This is a genomic window from Cohnella nanjingensis (assembly GCF_014212125.1).
In the GTDB taxonomy this organism is placed as follows: domain Bacteria; phylum Bacillota; class Bacilli; order Paenibacillales; family Paenibacillaceae; genus Cohnella; species Cohnella nanjingensis.
Genome location: NZ_JACJVP010000011.1, coordinates 31,686 through 51,978, shown reverse-complemented (window position 1 = coordinate 51,978; position 20,293 = coordinate 31,686). Strand labels below are relative to the sequence as shown.

Below are 20,293 nucleotides of genomic sequence, written 5' to 3'. Positions count from 1 at the left end.
AATCTTCACCGACTTTTGTCCGGAATGCCGCGGCTTCCCACGTTAAAACCGTCAACGGCAACCCCATCCAACAACTCCGCCGGTCCGATCCACGAAGTCGACGATGATTCGCCGGGCAGCAGCAACCATCCGTTGTGCTCGAACAAGCCGCTGCCCTCATGTCCCGGAATGGATAGCCACACTTCGACCGCGCATACGGTTGAGACGTTTCTCAACGACACACGGCCGGTCCTCCGATCGGTATCCAGCACCACTTCCGCCTGGGGAAGCATTCTAAGCGGCTCGTAGTCGCAAGTCTGGCCAACTGTGAAAATATAATCGTTGGAAGCGAGCAGTCGTTCCGCTTCGTCTCTGGCGGTCAATCGGAGGAAAAACACTTGGTAAGGCAAATCCGCGACCGCGAATTCCGCTTCTCCCCAGACTGCCGCAGTTTCGCCTGAAGGAACCTCTGCCGCTTGGCGCGCTAGAAGTGTACCGGTCATGTCGTAGATCTCATAGCAACATTCGGCCGGTCCGCCGGAATGAACTTCCCGATGCAAATAAAGCCGGGCCCGGAAACGCTCTCCTGACGGATAAGACACTCTCTCGTAACGGGCGGAAACATGAACCGGTGAAAATGACGCTTTTAACGCGTAGTAGGCCGGCTTGGGGGCGGAGTCGTACTCCAACACCGACGTATTCGCGTTGTTCGGATAAGGCTCGTTCCCCATCCAAACGATGAAGCCCGACGCTTCCGGCTCCCTTCGCCTCGTCGATTCGGCTGCATAGCGCAACGATTCCTTCTGCAGAAACCGGCTGCATTGCACGAAAGACTCCAATTGATCGTCCGCTTCCGCCGCTACGTCCCAAGGCCCGAATGCCTGGCTGATCGTTTCCCAGGGTATCCACCAGCTTCCGCGGTGTACCCAGTAGGCATTGTCGGCTGTGGGAGGCCACGGTCTGCAGCTCCCCCGCATGGAACGGATCAGCGAAGCCCGGGAAGCGCCCGCCGTTCCGGTTTCGGAACGCAGCAGGGCATCATCCCGATTGAAGAAGGCATAATGGGCGACCGCTCCCAGATACGTCCAAGGACCGTGGACATCGTGATGTACCTGCTGGCCGAATCCCTCCTCCGAAGCGCAGAAGGTAGGTCCGGAGGCGCTCGCCGGCAAAAACCTTCTCCCGGGATCCAACTGGCGGACGAGTCGACCGAGCATGGCCATATTGGCGTGCCTCTCGTCCACGGGACGGAAGCCCTCCCACATCAGCTCGTTGCCCCCGCACCAGAGCAGCAGGCTCGGGTGCGCCCGCTTCTCGAGAATGGCTTGCTTTGCTGCTTCCGATAAGACGGTCAGCAGTTCGGGGTCGTCGGGCGGGCAGTTGTCCAGCCCGCTGGAGGATTGCAGCAGCTCCTGCCAGACAAGCAGGCCGTTGCGGTTGCAGTAATCATAGAAAGCTTCCCGCTCGATGATGCCTCCGCCCCAAACACGCACCAGATTAACATTCATGTGAACCCACTTACTCAGATGCTTCGCATACTGTTCAGGTGTCACGGAGCCGTAATAGGGAGAGATCGGAACCCAGTTGACCCCTTTCAGAAACAAGCGCTGTCCGTTGACGACAGCGGTATATGGAAGCGCCTCGGCAGGGGCTCCTGGATTGGCAAGCCATTCGATCGTGCGGAATCCGACCGTTTTCCTGACCGTCCCGCAGTCGCAGCCGCCGCTGTCGCGAAGCTCCCAATCGACTTCATAAAGCGGCTGCGCCCCCATTCCGTTCGGCCACCACCATTCGACGCCGGCCAACCTCGCGGTGCCATTGATTCGGCATTTGCCCGCCTTCAGCAATACCGGTTCGGTGTTCTCCCACGCTACGGCGCCGCCCGGATCAATGACCCTGCAGGTCCATTCATACAATCCGGAATGAAATACCTCGAGTTCAGCCTGCAAGTCTATCGTTCCGGCGTCATGGGGTTCAGGGACCGCCCTCGGGTAGAAATCGCGGATCGCCGCGCCGCGATATCCTTGCAGAAAGGCATCGCGCCAAATGCCGGTCGCGATCATCCGCGGGCACCAATCCCAGGCGTAATTAAAGCGCGATTTCAGCTTGCGGATTCTGGAGGAATATCCGACCTGCCCGTCGATCTCGGGCGGGAGATAGAAGACCACCTTTAACGAGTTGGGCCGATTCGTATAAAGCCGATCCGTGACGTCCAGCCTGACCGGCGTGAACATGCCTTCGAATTCAGCCGCAAGCTCTCCATTCACCTGTATGCAGCCCGCATAGTCCAACCCTTCGAAGACAAGCTCGCTCCGTTCGTAAGACCAGTCTTCCGGCAATTCGAACGCCGTCTCGTAGCACCATTCCCGCCCAGCGGTCCATTCGCAATGCTGGCTGTTCAATCCGACGAATGGATCCGGAAGCAGCCCTGCGGCCAGCAAATCCGTCTGCACGGAGCCCGGCACGGTCGCGGGGATCGGCTGTACCGCCGGCGGAATCCGCACGCCCAGTTCCATGGAAAGCTCGGGCCGCCACTGATTGGGGTACCACCCCGTCAGCGTCCACTTCGTCCCGCTTAAGCGAAGTAGGCTCATTTTTGATTCCTCCAAAACTCGTACAAGGCTTGCGCGGCTTCTCCTCGCGTGACGAAGCGGCCATTCCCGTTGTCCGGCACCGTTGGCGCAGCCGCCCCCGCACGCGCGGCGAGCCTTTCGCTTAATATCCTTAACTCCTTCATCGTAAGAACCCCGTCAGGGTCGAACCGACCGGCTGACTTCCCCCGGAAGATCCCTGCTTCGGTCAACGCGGCGATCGCAGGCGCATACCAGGCTTGCGGCGAGATATCCCGGAATACAGTTGCGCTTCCGTTCGGTCCCGGAGACAGTCCGTACGCTCTGGCCATCATGGAGGCATACTCGGCCCTCGTCAACGCCCGATCCGGCTTGAACCGGTCCCCGCCGGTTCCCGTCAGCACATGCCGCGCCGACAGTACGGTGACAGCGCGGTACGCCGGATGCTCGGTCGGCAGATCCGCATAAGATTTCTTGTAGAATAAAATGCCGTAGGAGCCGAAATGCTTCAGATCGGCGATCAGTTTATTACCGCTAACGGTTCCGCCTGCATACTCCAGCGTGCTATTCTCGTTCAGTCCGTAGACGCCTGCAAGCTCAAAATCCGCTTCCGGCCCCATTCCGAACTCGGCGCGGATCGGAATCCGGAACGAATGCACCGCCCTTGAATCACCGGTTGCGTTGCCGGAGGTTACGCTTAATTCGAGCCGATACAGAACGCCGGCGAAGCTGTATCCGGCGCCCGCCTTTCTAAGATAGGGCTGGATAAATGCTGCGGCTTCTTCTTCGTTCGCTTCGATCATCTGCACGGTGACGGCTGCATCCCGAATCGAAGCGGCCGGAAGTTTGGTCAGTTCTTCCTTCAACAAGCCCGCCGGCAGACGCAGCGTCAAGTTTCCTTTGACGATGGTAAGCGTCTGGAACCCAAGCGCGCTTAAGTCTCCTTGCAGAACAAGCGTATCCTGGCCATCCGCCAGCTCGATCTTGGCGTTGCCGGATGCATCTGCGTTCAGATCGGCCGCCTGAACGATCGCTCGGCTTCCTTTGGTCGGATCCTCTACGGGTTGGCCACCGGATGATGGCGGATAAGGTACCGGGTCCGGGGGATCGGATTCCTTCCCGATCTCGACCAGCGAAGTTCCGCTTCCCGCAGCAGTCGACGCTTCTACGCGATAGCGCCCTGCCGGCCACTGCCGCGGCAGCACCAGCGACGCGGCGAAAGTCCCGTCGGCGGCCGTTCGAACTTCTGCCGCCAAATTTCCGATGCTTACGGTCACAGCCGTACCGGAGACGGAACCCCCTTCTTGGCCGGGGATCACGATTCCGTTCACCTCGACCGTTCTCGGGCTGCTTCCTTTAACCGCCGCTTGGTTGATTCTCACCCGCTGGCGGGAAGCTTCCTCGCCGATCCGCGCGACATCCAGGCTTCCGCTCCAGCTATCGCGCGTGATCCGCCACTCCGAGCCGTCCGCCTTCCGGTAGACGGAATAGGCCTGAACGGGATTGAACAGGAGCGCGTCGACGTCCGCTGGGAACTTTGCGCTCTCATTCGTCAAATCGATTTGGAAGGAGCCGCCTTCCAGGTGGGCGGTGCCCAGATAGAAGATGCGGATCGCCCCTTCTTCTCCCGCCAACGATTGCCTGTAAACCGATGTGCGATTTAGGCCGACGGCCAGTGTCGCCGCCCGATCCGCGCTTCTCGTCACCGCGCTCAGGTAAACGTCGTATTCGCCGGATCGATCCACTGAAGCGGAGAACGCGCGCGAGCTGCCCGCAGGCATCTCCACGTAGCTGCTTCCGGACAGTCCGGAGTTTCCGTATCGGATTTCCGGAACGCCCATCTTGAACAACTTGACTTGCGTAATCGAAACGTACCCCTCATGCGGGTTCGGATTGTCGGATGAATTGGAGAAACGGATCCTCAGGCTTACCGTACCTTCCGGTATGGCCGCAACGGGCGTCGTTTTGACCGAGGTTTGGCCCGAATACCAGAAACGGTTCAAGTAGTTCATCGTGCTGTCGTCCGCGACTAAGGTTTCCCGGCCTTGGGCGTCAATGGCCAACACCTTGGCATCGAAATGCGTCAGAAACTCCAGTCTCGCCGCGAAATCCAATTTGACCGAATCCCCGGCTTGAAATTGCCCGAGACCCCCGACCGGCACGTCCTGATAGAGATAGCCGCCGTCGAAAATGCGTACGTTGTTGTAGCCCGGAGCTTCTACGAACAGCGCGTTTTTCCCTTGCCAGTCCGCATAGATGGCCTGCTCTTCCCCGACCTGAAGAGAATCTTCGTAGATAGCGGCTTCATTCGTCGCGCCGGAGCCGCTCTGCTTGCGGATCGCGAAGACGGGATCCTTCAAGCCCCCGTTAGGCAAATTCATTTGCTGATCTTCCGGTGCATTCTGCCGGTAAAGCGCCTCGGCCTCCACGATTGCCTGTCCACGGTTCTCTACCTGCTTGCCGACCATCATTTCCGCCGAAGCCGGAATCCGTTTCAAACGGAGAATCGCGCGCAAGGCCTCGTCGACCGATTCGGCGCCGCTGTTCGTATTCACCCCGTTTTCCATAATCCCGTCGTAGGCGTAACCATACCGCTGATTGAACATTTCGATGCCCTGCTTGTTGTTTCCGGTCCACCAGGTGGCAGCCGCACCAGCGAGAACGGCGTATTTCTCCTTGCCCGTCACTTGGTACAATGCCAGGAGATTGTCCACGTAGCTGGCCGTGCCATAATTGATTTGCGGATATTCTTGCTTGTTCGGGGAAAGTTGGAAAGCCCTGCCGGAAATCAGCATATGGCTCAGGAAGCTGTCGGCCGCCTGCTCCGCCGCTTGTACCCAATCGTTACGGCCGGTCCGCTTACCGGCCAGAGCCATCGCCTTCACCTGCACGCTGCCCCATTCATACCAGGTCGTCCCGCTGTGCAGAAAAGCGGAGTAGGGAAACTCCTTGAAATCTCCCGTCTGCGCCGCGGCGAGCGCCTCTCCCAGCTTGGCGAGCAGACCGATCGCGGCGTTTCTCTGCGGTCCGTCTTGCAAAACTTCGGCGTGCTTGGCCAACGCGGAGATCGCGCCGGAGGTGAGCCATCTGTCTCCGCCGAGCAGCCAGCCTGGTAATTTCTTGCCGCCTTGCTCGACATATTGGCCGTACTTCGGATCGATCTTCTCGCCGAGACGCCGCAAACAGAGATCCAGACGTGCCGATACGCGCGCTGCGAGTTCCTCGTCTTTAAGCTTGAGGATCGGAAGCGAAGCCGCCATCGCCTCGTAGGCGCGAACGGCCCAGTAGCTGAAATCCGTGTATGAGGATTGGCTATGTTTTTTGTACAATCGCCCATGCTCGTCTTCGGCCACGAAGTTATCGAAATCTCCTTCCGGCGACTGCATCCACATGGCAAACTCCAACCCGCGTTTGATCCTCTCCAGACTGTAGGCATCATGATACGTGTTGTAATGTTCGACGTATACGATGACGGCCCGAGCTACGTCATCCAATGCGGAGATGCCTTCTTGAGGATCTCCGACCCACGCATAACCGCGACTAGGGTCGTCTCTGTCGACCGGCTCCGCATACAGATGCGTAATCATCATTTCCTTGCCGTCCAGCGTGACGTCTTCGTTCAGGAAATTCAAATGGCTCAGGTTCGCGTAAATTTCATTCGGGTCCCGAAGCGCGAATTTTTTGAAATAGGAGACGTCCTTGTCCGTCAGTTCCCCGTCATGATCGAAATCGAGCGAAGCGGAGTAGACGCCTGAGCGGACCTGCTCGCGCAAATATTCCAAATCCCTCATGTCGATCTCGCCATCTCCGTTAAGATCGAACGAATTGTCTTTTCTCTCTCCTGCTATTTGAATCCGAGTGATCCGGATCGGCGCCTGCGTGTCGTTATGAAGCTCAAGCCATAGCCGATCAGTTCCTTCCGGAACCGCGCCTTCTCCTGTCGGAATGCCGACCGCGTCCGTCCATACTCCCTTCATTCTTCCAGCCAATTCTTTTATTTCGACTAGCGGGTTCGCCCCGTCATTGACTCGAACGACCACCGAAGCATCCGCCGAGACTCCCGGATCCAGGAACACCTTCGCCTGCACCTTCAGCTTATCCCCGGCGTGTGGGGCATCCTCGCCCGCGCTTACCGGCAAACTCCGCCAGGCGGCAGAGCCGGGCTGCATGAGAAGCGCAGATTGCCGCTCGACGTTGCCGTGGCTCCAATTCGTCGCTCCGTCCAGCGGAGCCGAGAACCCGGCGTTGGCCAACGGATAATCGATCGTCGTGCCGTCGGCTCGGATGCCCCATACTTTCACCTGATGAATTTCGATCGTCCCGGGAGTGTCATTATGAAGCTCTACCGTAATCGAAGCTTTTCCCGCACCGATCGTTCCGCTCAGGTCCCGCGTCTGCGTTGTCAGCTCCAGCATCTGCCCTCTGCCCAAACCGGTCAAATCGTTGATTTCGGCCAATGCCGCCGCGCCGTCATTGATTCGGACAAGAACGTTGGACTGCACGGTCACGTCGGAATCTATCGTCACTTGAACCGAAGCATACACCGTATCTCCGACCGACGGCCCTTGGTCCGAGTTTGTCACGGGAATGCTCTGCCAGACGACGCCTCCTGGAGCCATCGACAAATAATCCTGCCGCTCGACGGTGCCGTTATGATCCCAGCTCCCGCTCAGGTCCGTCGCGAAATCCCCGTTCTCCATCGTGTATTTCACGACCTCCGCGGTTGAAGCCAAAGCCGTCTTCCCCAAAACGGGGCAAAAATTCATAAGCATAAATAAGCATAGGAGACCTGCCATGCTCTTGCGCAGCATTGATGATCCTCCTTCAACGTCAGGATTTGATTCCGGTCATGGCGATTCCTTCGACAAATTGCTTCTGAGCGAAAAAGAACACCAACACGGACGGTAGCGTGACGACGATCATCGCCGCGGAGGTCAATTGCCAAGGAATTAAGCCGGCCGGACCCGCCTCCCGGGACTGGGACAGCGTCAGAATCGTCAACCCCTGGCTAAGGGTGAACTTCTCGATCGACTGCAAGTACAGGACCGGGTTGAACAGGTCATTCCAAGTCCATAGAAAAACGAATACAGCCAAGGAAGTCAGCGCCGGGGCTACGAGCGGGATGACGATCGAGCGGAAAATCCGAAACTCCCCGCAGCCGTCCAGCCGGGCCGCCTCGGTCAATTCGTTCGGAATCGTCATGAAAAACTGCCGCAGCAAAAAAACGCCGAAGCTGGTCGTCGCGAAAAACAGCGGCACGATCAAAGGATAATAAGTATCGATCCATCCGAACTTCTGGTATTGAATGTACAGCGGAATCGAAGTAATCTGCCCGGGAATCATCATGGTCGCGAGCACGATGCCGAAAATCATGTTTTTGCCGGGAAACCGATATTTGGCGAAGGCGTAAGCCGTAACGCTGCAAGACAAGACGGTGCCGACGATGGAGAGAATCGTAATGAAAACGGTATTCCCCATGAACTTGAAGAATGACATTTGGTTAAGCGCCTGCGCATAGTTATCCCAGTGCAAGGAATGAGGCAAGATTCGAATCGGAATTTGGTTGACCTCTTCGAACGTTTTGAAGGAAGTCAACAGCATCCATGCGAAGGGCAGGAAAGCGATCGCGGCGCCCAGCAGCAATAACGCATAGACGGCCCCGGAGCCCCATGATATGCGTCTAGTCATATTCGAAGCTCCCCTCTTAGTTGTCGTAATGGACGTATTTTTTGCCGATAACGAAGTTCAGCAGGGTGACGATACCGACGATGACGAATAAGATCCAAGCCAATGCGGAACCGTAGCCGAAACGGAACGGGGATTGGAACGCCACCGCGTACAGATACACGACGTAGAACAGCGTGGAGCCGCCGGGCGAGCCCATGGCTCCGCCTGCCGTGAACGACTGCGTGAACGTCTGGATGCTACCGATGCAGCCCGTGACCAGATTGAAAAAGAAAACCGGGGAAATCATCGGAAACGTGACGTTGCGGAACATTTGCCACTTGCTGGCGCCGTCGATGTTGGCTGCGTCATAGAGGCTGGCAGGCACGCTCTGCAAGCCTGCCAAGAAGATGATCATCGCCGGGCCGAACCCCCATAGGCTGTTGATCACGAGCGTCTGCAGCGCCCAATCGCTCACCGTCATCCAGCCGGGACCTTGGATGCCGAACCAACCGAGCGCGGTGTTGATGAAGCCGTGCTGCGGCTCGAACAGGGATTTCGCCAGGACGACGGAAGCCGCCGCCGGAATGAGGGAGGGCAGGAAATAAAGCGTCCGAAAGATGCTCTTCCCCTTTACTTTTCGGTTCAGTAAGAGAGCGCCGATCAGACCGACAAACAAGACGAGCGGGACGGAGAAGACCGAAAACCACAGCGAATTCACGAGCGCCCGACCGAAATTCACGTCGTGCAGCAGCGCCGTCCTATAGTTCTTAAAGCCGACTCCGTGCTCCATGCCCATCTTCAGAAACGAGGCATCGGTAAAACTCAAGTAAAGCGAATGGATGATCGGATATCCCACGAATACGACGATTCCGATTAACCACGGTGCAAGGAACGCCAGAAAATAGCGCGCTTCCTTCATTCTGCTCATGCGGTTGCCTCCTTGGCGGATCCCCGTTTCTTCCGGGTGCGGGACCCTGGTGCGTTTAAACAAAAGGAGAGGGAGTCCCCTCTCCTTGCCTCCATGCCGTTCCCTAACGCGTCGCGATATAAGAATTAGCTTGCTCGGTGATGCGTTTGGCCGCTTCCTCCGGCGACTGCTTGCCTTCCAGCATCAGATCGATCTCCGGCTGCGCGATATTGATCGCCATATGAACGAAATCGGCATCCGCAGGCAAGATCATGCCTTCCTTGGCGGCCGTCACGATGTTCTCCAGGCTTGCGGGATTGCTCCTTTGCTCCGCCGGAACCGCGAGCGCCCGCTCCATCGCCGATTTCAAGACGACCGGCGCGCCGTTCTTGCTCAGATCGCCGACCATCCCCTGCTCGGAAGTCAGGAACTTCAGAACCTCCCACGCCTTATCCTTATGCTTGCTCGAACTCGACAGGCCGAAGGCGTCGACGGCCAGCTCCGCGCCGCGGCTGCCCCCGGGTCCTCTCGGCAGCGCGACGACGTCCCACTGTAAACCAGCTACTTTGTTATAGGTCGCGAAATTTCCGGTGTGACCGCTGTACACCATGGCCACTTTGCCGCCGGCGAAGCCTCCCAAATCCGATTCTCCCGGCTGAGGACCGGATTTGTCCTCCCCCCTCGTTTTGCGCAGGAACCCATTCAAACCTACGATGGCCTCTGGCGTGTCCATGACGACCTTGCCGTCCTTCATGAAATCCCCGCCCGCTTCGCGAACCCAGGTGAGCCATTCTCCCCACCAGCCGAACGTCGTTTCCGAGCCCCATTGCGTCGCCGCGTGTTTGGAGTCGTACTTGGTCAACCTTTTGGAAGCTTCATAATACTGATCCCAGGTCCAATCATTGGTCGGGTAATCCAGTCCTTCCTGATCGAACAGCTTCTTGTTGTAATAAAGAAGTCCGATATTATAATTCAGCGGCAGCCAAACCGTCTGATCCTTGTACTTCAGATTCTTCATGATAGCGCCTTCATACGCGTTCATCCCTTCCGGAATCTTCTCGAGATAACTGTCGAGCGGTTCCAGAAAATCGCCGTATTGCGTCGTGTAGACGTCTCCCCCGCGGATAAGGTCCGGCGGAGTATGCGCGGCTATCAGCTGATTCTGTTTATTCGTCGTGCTGTCGGTGGCCCATACGATCTTGATTTTGACTCCCGGCACATTCTGTTCCACGCGATCCCAGATCGGATCCCTCGTCTCCGTACCGTCCGGTCCCACTTGCGAAACGACGACAATCTCCACGGGCTCTTTCGCGGAAGCCGAAGCCGTTCCGGAAGGAATTGGAGTCGCGGAAGTCGTGCCAGCGCTTTCATGATTGCCGGAACCGCACGCCGCAAGCAGCGCAACCGCCAGGACCGCGATCATCGCAGTCAGCCTTTTTTTCATCGTCCGTTCATCCCCTAAGTGTTTTGATTTATTTCTGTAAGTGTTACAATTTATCTTACATTAATGATTATATGTTCGTTTCGAACATTCTGTCAATCCATTCGCCCAAAATTAATCTGGCAGCTTCCTGGTTGAGGCTCTAACGATCAACTGAACGTCGAAAATTTCCTGCATCGGCTGCTCTGCCGCTTTCAGACCATGGATCATATCGCTCAAATATTGCGCGGCCTTGATGCTCATTTGCTTAACGGGCTGCCTGACGGTCGTAAGCGGCGGGTATAAATCCGCGCTCCCGGGGACATCGTCGGCTCCGATAATCGAGAAGTCGTCCGGAACCCGAATGCCCTTCGTGCGGAAATGGCGGTAAAGCGTCGGCACGAAGTTATCGTTGGCTACGAACAGCGCCGTCGTCTCCGGATAACGCTCCAGATAATAGTCGATCTGCAGGCACATATCGATCTCGTTCAAGTGCGTCACGTTGATCAGGTGGTTCTCGTCGAATCCTTCAAGCTTATTAGTCGCAATGGCTTCCATGGCTCCGCGAAGCCGATCGCGATGATCGGGTGACCGGAATTCGTCCACGATGGCAATGCGGGTATGGTTCATCTGCAGCAAATGGTCGATCGCCATATAGCCTGCCTTATAATGATCCGCGCGGATATAATTCACCGAGTGCTCGTTAATTTGATTGAACAGAAGAACGCAAGGAACCGCTTTGGTGATGTCGCGATAGTGTTCTTCCGTGTACGGAACCGTCGTGAAAATCGCACCGCCGATCCCTTTATCGGCGAAATAGGAGGCCAGGTCCGCGGATTTTCTCGGCAAATCGTCGATGGAGCATAGCTTGATGCTCAATTTCTCGAAGAACGCGACCTCCGCGATTCCGGCGATGATGCTGTTTTCGACCTGAATGGAAGAGGATGACGTAAAAAAGGCCAAATCCTTGGATTTGCCCTGATTCGTACCAAGCTTGGGCGTAAAATTGGCCTGGTTCATGATCGCGGTCACTTTCTCCCGCGTCTTCGCGCTGACCGCGGCGGGATTATTCAGCACGCGGGATACCGTCGCGATGGACACTCCCGCCTCTTTCGCAATATCGTAAATGTTCACTTTTCTGCTCCTTCAACGTCCATTTTCACAAGTATAGCATTTTTAATGAAAGACTTACAATTAGTAATCAATCTTCAGCCCCAAAACATTCCACTTCTATCTTGATCTACCGCCCTTAATTGTTTTTCAAAAACTTCGTCCGGCTCATAATCCTCTACGAAATGCCATTTATCCTTGCTATCTTGCCAATAAATCTTCCATTTACTTTGGTCTAACCGAAATTGAGCGATATGATATTGCACCCACCCATCCCCCCTATAGGCGGGTCTTTCTTCCATCAGCGTAACGCTATTGCCTCTGATCTTATAACTTAACTTCATTTGGTCTCGAACATGCTTTGGAACTTTCCTCTCCGTATATTCATCCATGATCTTCTCGATTCTTCTTTTCGTAAATACATCCAGCATAGACTTCACCTCGTTTGTTTTCCTAGATCGCAATGATATTGATAATCTTCTCATGAACCGATGCGGTTAATATATTCATACTACATTGAAGCCTTAAGTTCCACCTAATCGGTTAAACAGGAAATAAAAAAGGTTTCCAAACTGCCCGCAAAAGCAGTTCGGAAACCCATTTTGGATACCTTGAAGCGCGTTAAGGCTTCTCGATCAGCACGATATCGTCCAGACTGATCGTGTGGGAAACGGGATGGTTGCCTCCCATCTGGAAGACGAGCTTGCCGTTCGAGACGGCTTCCGCCCCGATGACCAAATCGAACGAGACGGTCTGGAAGTCTGCGCCTCCGATCAGATGAACCGATTGGGCCGGCAAGTACTGAATGCCGGAGTTCGCGCCATTCTCGAGCGAGACGAAAATATCCTTGTCGTTCGACGATTTGATCTTCAGAGAGAGGGTATACGACTTGCCTGCCTTCATCGCCAGATTGTCCTGATACACCTGCGTAGCCCAGATCTCGTAGCCGTCATCATTCGTCCATCGGACGTTCAGAACCCCGTCCTCCACCTCCATCGAAGCATCGGATTCGCCCGCTTTCTTGAACAGGCTCCAGTGCTCGATGCCGCCGTCGAACGTGCCGTTCAGCAGCTCATGGCCTGTAGGGACAGGCGCCTCGACTTCCTTGACCGAGATGTCGTCCAAGCGAATCGTATGGACGCCGTCCGGCGTGATCGCATCTCCGACCGTGACATTCCCGAGCAGGAAGTTCAGCTTGAGCGGAGCTCCGGTTGCCACGGTAAAGGTCTTGGTAAAGGTGGTCATCTGAGACGTCAGGATGAACGATTGCGCGCCCGCCGTCGTATTGGTGAACTCCACCGTAATCGGCCGATCCACCGTAGAGGCGGCTTCGAAGCGGAGCTCGTACGTCTTGCCCGCCGACATCGGAATACCCTCTTGGTACAGCTGATTCGCCCAAGTCGGACCGCCCTTGGCCGTTACGGCTACCGAACCGACGCCGTTCGCGACCGTCAGTTCGGCCGCTCCGCCTTCGCCGGACCAAGTTAGCCAACGGCTGGTGCCGCCCGCAAAATCCCCGTTGACGACGAGATTGCCGTCATCGGACAGAATCGATTGCGCAACGGTAGTCTCGGCGTAGCCCGCAGCCGCAACCGAAACGATATGGCTGCCTGGCGCGGTAAAGCAGTCGGCGCGAAGCTTGAGCAGCCCCGCCGAGAGCTCGTATTGATCGCCGCTTAAGGCGATTCCGTCAATGGCGACCTTCGTTACCTTCGACCGCCAATCCTCCCGATCCGCAAACGCGATCTCGATGTCGCGTCCCAGCACGTTGTCGGAAGCGTCCTTCCGCAAGGACGGCGGCTGTGCCACGGGCGCGTTTTTCACCTTCAAGGCGATGTTGCCGAGATAGACGTCGTGCGAGGCGAGCTTCGGATCGCCTTCATGGATGAGGCCCAGCAAAAACTTCAGGCCGACGTTCTCGCTCTTGCCCGGCTTGAATTCAAACGCGTAAACGGTCTTCTCGTTCGTCAGCTGGACGGTCTGGTCAAGCTGCCTCGGGCCGGCGTTCTCCACCACCACTTCCATCGGCCGATCGACCGTGGAGCGGGCTTCGAAGCTGAGCTCGTACGGAACGTTTGCCTTCACCGGAATTCCGCTCTGGAACAGGAGCGCGTTCCACGGCTTGCCGCCCTGGTTGTCTACGGTGATCTTGGCTCCCTCTGCCGCCGTCGCCAAGCGAATCGCGCCGGCACCGGCCGCGCCGGACTGGTCATCGTTGCCCGAAGTTTCCCAGGCGTCGAGACCGTCGCCGAAATCCCCGTTGCGAAGCGGATAGAAGACGGTGTCCGGATCGAAGTGCACGCTTGTGCGCAGCAGCTTCACATTGTCGATCTGCAGGCTGCCCGGCGTGCCGCCCAAGAGAAAGACGAGCTGAGCTTCCGGATCCGTCTCTCCCTCCAGATGCTCGAACGAGGCCGTAACCGTTCCCGTGGACGAGGGGATCTGTACGTCGCGAACGGCCATCGGCGAGCCGTCTTTGCGGTACAAGCCGACCTGGACGGTTCTGGCGGTCGAGGCCATGGCATCGAAGCTGAGCGCGTAATCGTTGTCCTGCAGCAGGAGCAGCCCTTTCTGCAGCAGCTTCACGTCTCCCGCGGCGGTGCCGCCGCCTGTGATCGATAAGTTCAGCTTGCGCTCCGATGCCGGGTTGCTCGGAACGGAGGCGGTTGCGGAAGCGCCCTCGGAGGTCTCCAGATGCCAGTAGCTCATCCGGTTCGGCTCGCCCTGATCGAACGTGCCGTTGTACGCGTGATTGCCGTCCTCCTGCGGCTGCTTCGCGGAATCGTGGTCGAACGGAATGCCGTCGATCTCGACCAGCTTCGCATTGCCGAACCAGACGGGATGCGCGTCCGTCCCCATGTTGAACTCGATGCGCGCGGCCGCGTCCGATGCCTCCTTCATCTGGAACATCATCTCATAGGAACGGAAGTCCGAGGTCAAGGCGGCGTTCAGCGATTGCGAGTAAGCCGCGAACCCCCGCGATGCGCCGCCGGTCAACCGAACCGTCATATTCCGGGTCGTGTCGGTCTTGGCGTCGAACGTCAGCTTGTAAGACCGTCCTTTGGCGAGCGCGACGATGGCCTGCGGCTGAATCGAATAGGAATTGCCGCCTGCGCTCGCAATCGAGACGTGCGCGTAGTTGGTTCCTCCGATATTGTCGATCGTCACCGAGCCGGAGGCGCCGGGATCCTTGTAGAATGCCCAGTACGCCGTGCCCGGCGTGCCCATGCCTGCATCTCCGTCGACGTTATCCTTGAACCCTCCGTTGTACACCAGATCTTGGTCCGGCCCCTGCGGCAGACGGGATCCGGGCGCATACGCTTCCTTGGCATAGACGGGCGGAGTCGCCGGACCGTACCGGTCTTTGGCATAGACTCGTACGTAATCGACTTCCATCCGGGCCGGGAACGACGTCTCCTCCGTCGGGTTGCCGTCGAAGTTGCCGCCTACGGCCAGATTGAGCAGCAAATGGAACGGTTGATCGAACGGAGCCGGATAAGCGTAATTGTCATGCTGGCCGACGCCTTTGCTGTACCAGTCGTTCTTGGTGGAATATAGCTTCCCGTCCACGTACCACCGCATCTCGTTCGGCTCCCATTCCAACGCGTACGTGTGGAAATCCGCGATCGTGCCGTTGTTCGGCAGATCGTAGCTGTTGCCGGAATAGACGTTGCCCGGCCATTGCTCGCCGTAATGAATGGTGCCCGCGATCGTGCCCGGCTTGCTTCCCCAGCCTTCCATGATGTCGATCTCGCCGGAAGCGGCCCATGTGCCGTATTCGTAGTTCTCCGGGAGCATCCAGATGGCGGGCCAGAGGCCTTTGCCCGTCGGCGCTTTGGCGCGGATCTCGAATTTCCCGTAGGCTTGGCTGAACAGCCCGCGCGTCTTCAACCGGGCGGACGTATAAGGCATGCCTCCGTACGATTCTTTCCGCGCCGTGATGACCAGTTGGCCATCCTCCACCTTCGCGTTGTCGGGGCGGTCGGTGTAATACTCCAACTCGTTGTTCCCCCAGCCCGGATTGCCGACGGACGATCCGTTGGTCGTATCGTATGTCCACTTTGACGAATCGATGGTTCCGCCACTGAACTCGTCGCTCCAGACCAGCTGCCAATCGCTCGTGCCGGGGGATGGCGTTGGGGTCGGCGTCGGCGTTGGGGTCGGTATTGGCGTCGGTGTTGGCGTTGGGGTTGGCGTTGGCGTTGATGTTGGTGTCGGCGTAGACGTCGGCGTTGATGTTGGTGTCGGCGTAGACGTCGGCGTCGTTCCGCTCCCTCCGCCGCTGCCGACCTCCAGACGATTGGCGAACGAACCCGAGAGGTCCTCGACTTTCCCGACCCGTCCCTTGCCTTCGATCCAGGAACCGGCTGCGCTCTTGGAGACCCGCAGCTTGTCGATTACGGCGCCGTCTGCCAGTCGAATCCGAACGCTGCCGTCCAGGACCAGTTCGGCCGCATGTCCCGAGAGGACGAGCAGCACCTGTTCCGTACCATGCGGCACCGTCGCGACACGGGCGAATTTCCCCTTTAAGTGAACCTCTTTGGCGCCGGAGGAGATCTCTACGCCGGAGATGCCGTCCGACGCCGCGTCGTCCGCTTCCAGCGTTCCGCCTCGATCGAACCGGACGTTCCCGATCGTGGTTCGGCCTGCCGCGTGCAGCCGTACCTGATCGTTGTCCTTCTCGACCGCGACATCGCCCAGCTTGGCATCCGTAAGCTCGATGCCGTGAACGCCGCCTCCCCGGACGAAGGTCGTCCCCGTTACCGCGGTCCGATTCAGCGACGTCCGTCCTTCGCCAATGCCGGGCGTCAGATAAAGATTGCCGGAGATGTCGGCATCGTTCAAGACGGCTCCGTCGGCGTTGACGACGGCATTGCCGGTCACGGCGCCCGGTTGAACCGTTCCCTTGTCCCGGACCAGCAGCGCGATCAGCCGATCGGCGATCGTCGCCAGCTCCGCGCGGGTCAGGATGCGGTTCGGTCCAAACGTACCGCCTGGCAAGCCCTGGATGTACCCGTTCGCCGTCAGTCCACGGATGGCGCCGACGGTCTCTTCGTTCAGCCCGTTCAGGTCGGGCCAGCCGGCATCGTCAGCATTCGCCGGCGCTTGCAGCTCGAACAGCCGGTTCAGCGCCAACGAAGCTTCGGCGCGCGTCATCGCCCGTCCCGGGTCGGCTCTCCCCGCGCTATCCGGCGACAAGTAGCCAGCGGCGAACGCCTTCGCCATCTCGGCGGCCGCCCAAGCGCTAGGCGCATCGGGAATCGCCGCGTCCGAGCGGGCCGTGAAGGCGAACAGCCGATTGACGACAGCCGCGAATTCCGCGCGCGTGATCGGCCGTTCCGGCTTCAGCGTGCCGTCCGGATAGCCTTGCAAGATGCCGGCCTGCGTCCATCTCTCCAAGGAACGATCCGCCCAGTGAGAGACGGGCGCTTTGACGGCACTAGCGGCCTGAGCGCTGCCGCTTGCTGCCGGGCCAAAAGCCAATACGGCCGCCAGTGCAGCCGATGCGGCTCTAGTAGAAAAACGGTGCAGCTTCATGGTTCTCCTCCTCTATGAAATCGCTTGCAAAATGAGATTCAAAAATGTATCACGTGGGACATTTTGGATATATAGCTCCCTCTTCGCAGGATTGTCAATGGATTAGGTTCGGCGGCGGAATACCCGGATGCCTTCCTTAGCCTCCGGGTATCCCGTTATCGAAGCAGGACCTGCCGTACCGCTACCAGCCGACCCGAACGATCAGCCCCTTCGGATCTCCGACCTCAAGATACGATGCTTGCCCGTTCACATCGTCATAGGCGAACCCGTAAGCAAGACGGTCGATGCCGTGATCGTGCCAGAACTTCGCGTAATAGTTGGCCGGCGCCGCTTGGTAGTAAGTCGCGACGTTGTTCCAGTTCGAGCTCGTGTAGACGTGGCGATTGATCGCCGCGCAGACGGACGCATCGGTGACGCTGTTGTCGCAGCGCAAAATATCTTGGGTGTTGTAGCCGGAATAACCGGCGAAGTAGTTGGCGTTGGCGCCCCCCGCGGCGAACGACCCGTGGATCGGCGCTACGATCCGATAAGGCGCTTGCAACGTGCCTAGCGATTTGAACGCCGCCGGCACTTCGTTCGAATATGCCGTGAACAAGCCGGCGCGCGTCTCGGTCTCGGGCTCGCCGACCGTCCGGTCGTAATTGCCGGCGCGATTGACGAGCCGGTGCTGAATCGGAAAGCCGAACGCGTCGACGCGGGTCGTATTTCCGTGGTAACCGGCAGCGTCCACCGTAAATTCAACGAAATCGAAATAGACGTTCTGATTCGGATCGGTCGGATTGTTGATGTCCGGACCGGCGAAGCCGTCGTTGAACGTCTTGATGTAACACGGCGTCCCGACGCAGAGGAACAGCCGGCCTGCGGTGATCTTCGGCAAGTTGACCCAGCTCGCGTCGCTGACTTTGTGGTAGATGTTCGCGTAGTTCTGGCCGTTCTTCGTCAAATGCCCGGCTGCGTCGTTCAGCGCCGTCGAGATCGCGATCAGATTGCCGTTCAGATCGAGGTAGCTCCAGGCGTTGTTCGCCGGATTGATGCCGAGTACGCCCCAGTAGATCTGCGCGTCGCCATAGGCGCCGTTCGTGCCGTTCATGACTTTGAGCGACACGGCCCCGCTGCCGGTTGGCGTCGGAATCGAGGAAGCGGGAATCGAACCGATTCCCGTGCCCGGATTGCCCCCGCCGCCGTTGCCGCTCCCGATCGTATAAGAGAAGGTGGGCGTGTCGTAAGCGGGCGTCCCGTTGTTATAAGTAAAGGAATACGTCAATACGTTGCCGGAAGCGACGACCGTGACCTGCTTCTCATAGCGGGCAAGTCCCGAATTGTAGGTCATGCGGAAGTTCTGCTGGGTACCGCCGTTCACCTGATAGTGCACGTCGACCCAAGACGTGTTGACGGAGGACGAGAACCAGATCGTCGCCGTGGAGCCCGAGACGGACATGCCTTGCGTGTAATCGGCCGCGGCGACGCGGGAAGCGTACATCGGAAAACCAATGGCCATAAGCAGGGTTAACAGCAGCCATAACGTTTTTCTCCTCATCATTCGCACCTTCCTTAGAATGATCGATTCGTCACGCAGCATGCTTGTAGGATCGTCTACGCCCTCACTTTGCCATTCCTCGTTCTTCCCATGAACCACCCTCTTCCTCGTGCGCCTCGGACAGCCCTCCCGCGGATGGACGGGATGCGGCGATATCCGTCTGCGGCGATTTGATGACGCGCAAAGGGTCAAATCCATCTGTCGGTCCATTATGTCTCACGTGGGACATTTTCAACTAGAATATAAGCCGCCGACCTCTGCCCTGTCAACGGCTAACCTTGACGAATGCTGTCGCTTCGTCGTGCCGGCGCGCATGACGATCTCTCGACGAGCTCCGCCCTAAAGACTTCCTTCGCCAGCGATTCTTCGTCCCGCCCCTCCAGCCTCGCGATCAACCGGTCGGCCGTTTGCACCGCCATTTCCACCCTGGGAGCTTTCATCGTCGTGAGCGGCGGATGCATGTACGCCGAGACGAGCAGATCGTCGAAGCCGACGACGGATATCGCTTCGGGCACGGGAATCCGGTGCCGGGCAAGCGCCTTGAGCGCGCCGTAGGCCATCAGATCGTTGCTGCAGAACACGGCCTCCGGCAACCGGTCCTCGCTCAGCCATCGCTCCACCGCCCGTTCGCCGTCCGCTTCCGTGAAGGCGCCGTAGTGAACGCTGTCTTCATGTATAGGCAACTCTAATTCGCGCAGCGCGTCCGTGAAGCCGCGGAACCGTTCCCTGGCGGTGTGGTTGTCCATGTCGCCGGTGACGATGCCGATCCGCCGATGGCCGAGCCCCGCCAAATACCTCGCGACCTCGCCCGCGCCGCGGTAGTTGTCGAGGCGCGGGATGGGCACGCCCTGCGGCGCGTCGCGAAAGAAACCTTCTTCGAATACCCCGACTTCATAGCGGGCTTCCCGCATCCGGCCGACGATCTCCCGCAAGTCCGACCAGCTGACGATAAAGCCTCCGTCGATGCTCTTCTGCCGATACAGGCTGAACAGCGGCTCGGGATCGGCGATATCCAGCATCATGACCAGCGTATTGTAGCCGAGCGTCGCAGCGCGGCTGATGATAGCGCCGATCACCGCGCCGAAGAAGAGATCGTCCGTATGCAGCGTATATTTGGTGGCATCCTGCACGATAAACAAGCCGACCGTATGCGACTTGCGCGCGGACAGCTTGCGGGCGGCCGCGTTCGGCTCGTACCGGTGCGTCTCCATGACGCGCAGCACCTTCTCGCGCGTCTCCGGCTTGACGTTGGCGGCATGATTCAGCACGCGCTGAACCGTTTTTCTGGATACGCCGGCCAGTCTGGCGATATCGAAGCTATCCATTGCATACATCCCGTTCATCAAAGTTTGACAATTAAATCAAGTCTAGCGGAACCCGAAAGGACGGTCAAGATTCAGCCGGTGCCGCTTCCGTGATTTGATGCAGGGACAATACACGAAATCCCTTGATGGGCACGCGTGGTCTCCCCGCCTTCCCTTAAACACATAAATTCAATCATAGCAAAGAAGCCTGCCGCATCATGGCAGGCTCCGGCGCTCTTCCTTAGGATGCGCTTACCCATT

General features: G+C 58.1%; 10 protein-coding genes. All 10 read right to left on the bottom strand.

Annotated features, from left to right (window positions below; translation table 11 throughout):
* Positions 1 to 5 precede the first annotated feature (5 nt).
* Positions 6 to 2,573 carry a glycoside hydrolase family 2 protein gene (locus tag H7C19_RS08205; RefSeq protein ID WP_185142162.1) on the bottom strand — a complete coding sequence of 856 codons (2,568 nt, stop codon included), beginning with the start codon at positions 2,571 to 2,573 and terminating at the stop codon, positions 6 to 8.
* Entirely contained in the window at positions 2,570 to 7,282 is a 4,713-nt protein-coding gene (locus H7C19_RS08200) for an S-layer homology domain-containing protein (protein ID WP_185142161.1), read from the bottom strand. The genes H7C19_RS08205 and H7C19_RS08200 overlap by 4 nt, the downstream gene beginning before the upstream one ends.
* Positions 7,283 to 7,379: 97 nt before the next feature.
* Positions 7,380 to 8,237 carry a carbohydrate ABC transporter permease gene (locus tag H7C19_RS08195; protein ID WP_185142160.1) on the bottom strand — a complete coding sequence of 286 codons (858 nt, stop codon included), beginning with the start codon at positions 8,235 to 8,237 and terminating at the stop codon, positions 7,380 to 7,382.
* Between the two features lie 16 nt (positions 8,238 to 8,253).
* Positions 8,254 to 9,144, bottom strand: a complete 891-nt coding sequence (locus tag H7C19_RS08190; RefSeq protein WP_185142159.1) for a carbohydrate ABC transporter permease — start codon at positions 9,142 to 9,144, stop codon at positions 8,254 to 8,256.
* Between the two features lie 103 nt (positions 9,145 to 9,247).
* Complete coding sequence (locus tag H7C19_RS08185; RefSeq protein WP_185142158.1) at positions 9,248 to 10,567, bottom strand: ABC transporter substrate-binding protein; 1,320 nt, start codon at positions 10,565 to 10,567, stop codon at positions 9,248 to 9,250.
* A gap of 111 nt (positions 10,568 to 10,678) precedes the next feature.
* Entirely contained in the window at positions 10,679 to 11,677 is a 999-nt protein-coding gene (locus H7C19_RS08180; protein WP_185142157.1) for a LacI family DNA-binding transcriptional regulator, read from the bottom strand.
* A 74-nt stretch (positions 11,678 to 11,751) separates the two neighbouring features.
* Entirely contained in the window at positions 11,752 to 12,084 is a 333-nt protein-coding gene (locus H7C19_RS08175; RefSeq protein WP_246469373.1) for a DUF3024 domain-containing protein, read from the bottom strand.
* Positions 12,085 to 12,274: 190 nt separating this feature from the next.
* A complete protein-coding gene (locus tag H7C19_RS08170) occupies positions 12,275 to 17,191 on the bottom strand; it encodes a carbohydrate binding domain-containing protein (RefSeq protein WP_185142155.1) in 4,917 nt (1,638 codons plus the stop codon).
* A gap of 181 nt (positions 17,192 to 17,372) precedes the next feature.
* Positions 17,373 to 18,728, bottom strand: coding sequence for a glycoside hydrolase family 64 protein (locus H7C19_RS08165; protein ID WP_185142361.1), 1,356 nt, complete (start codon positions 18,726 to 18,728; stop codon positions 17,373 to 17,375).
* 272 nt (positions 18,729 to 19,000) lie between these two features.
* Entirely contained in the window at positions 19,001 to 20,053 is a 1,053-nt protein-coding gene (locus tag H7C19_RS08160) for a LacI family DNA-binding transcriptional regulator (protein WP_185142154.1), read from the bottom strand.
* Positions 20,054 to 20,293: the final 240 nt, after the last annotated feature.

Excerpts from the sequence above, each read along its gene's own strand:
- H7C19_RS08190 (WP_185142159.1), bottom strand. The coding sequence starts at position 9,144 with ATGAGCAGAATGAAGGAAGCGCGCTATTTTCTGGCGTTCCTTGCACCG.
- H7C19_RS08195 (WP_185142160.1), bottom strand. The coding sequence starts at position 8,237 with ATGACTAGACGCATATCATGGGGCTCCGGGGCCGTCTATGCGTTATTG.
- H7C19_RS08160 (WP_185142154.1), bottom strand. The coding sequence starts at position 20,053 with ATGGATAGCTTCGATATCGCCAGACTGGCCGGCGTATCCAGAAAAACG.
- H7C19_RS08165 (WP_185142361.1), bottom strand. The coding sequence starts at position 18,728 with ATGAGGAGAAAAACGTTATGGCTGCTGTTAACCCTGCTTATGGCCATT.
- H7C19_RS08205 (WP_185142162.1), bottom strand. The coding sequence starts at position 2,573 with ATGAGCCTACTTCGCTTAAGCGGGACGAAGTGGACGCTGACGGGGTGG.
- H7C19_RS08175 (WP_246469373.1), bottom strand. The coding sequence starts at position 12,084 with ATGCTGGATGTATTTACGAAAAGAAGAATCGAGAAGATCATGGATGAA.
- H7C19_RS08170 (WP_185142155.1), bottom strand. The coding sequence starts at position 17,191 with ATGAAGCTGCACCGTTTTTCTACTAGAGCCGCATCGGCTGCACTGGCG.
- H7C19_RS08185 (WP_185142158.1), bottom strand. The coding sequence starts at position 10,567 with ATGAAAAAAAGGCTGACTGCGATGATCGCGGTCCTGGCGGTTGCGCTG.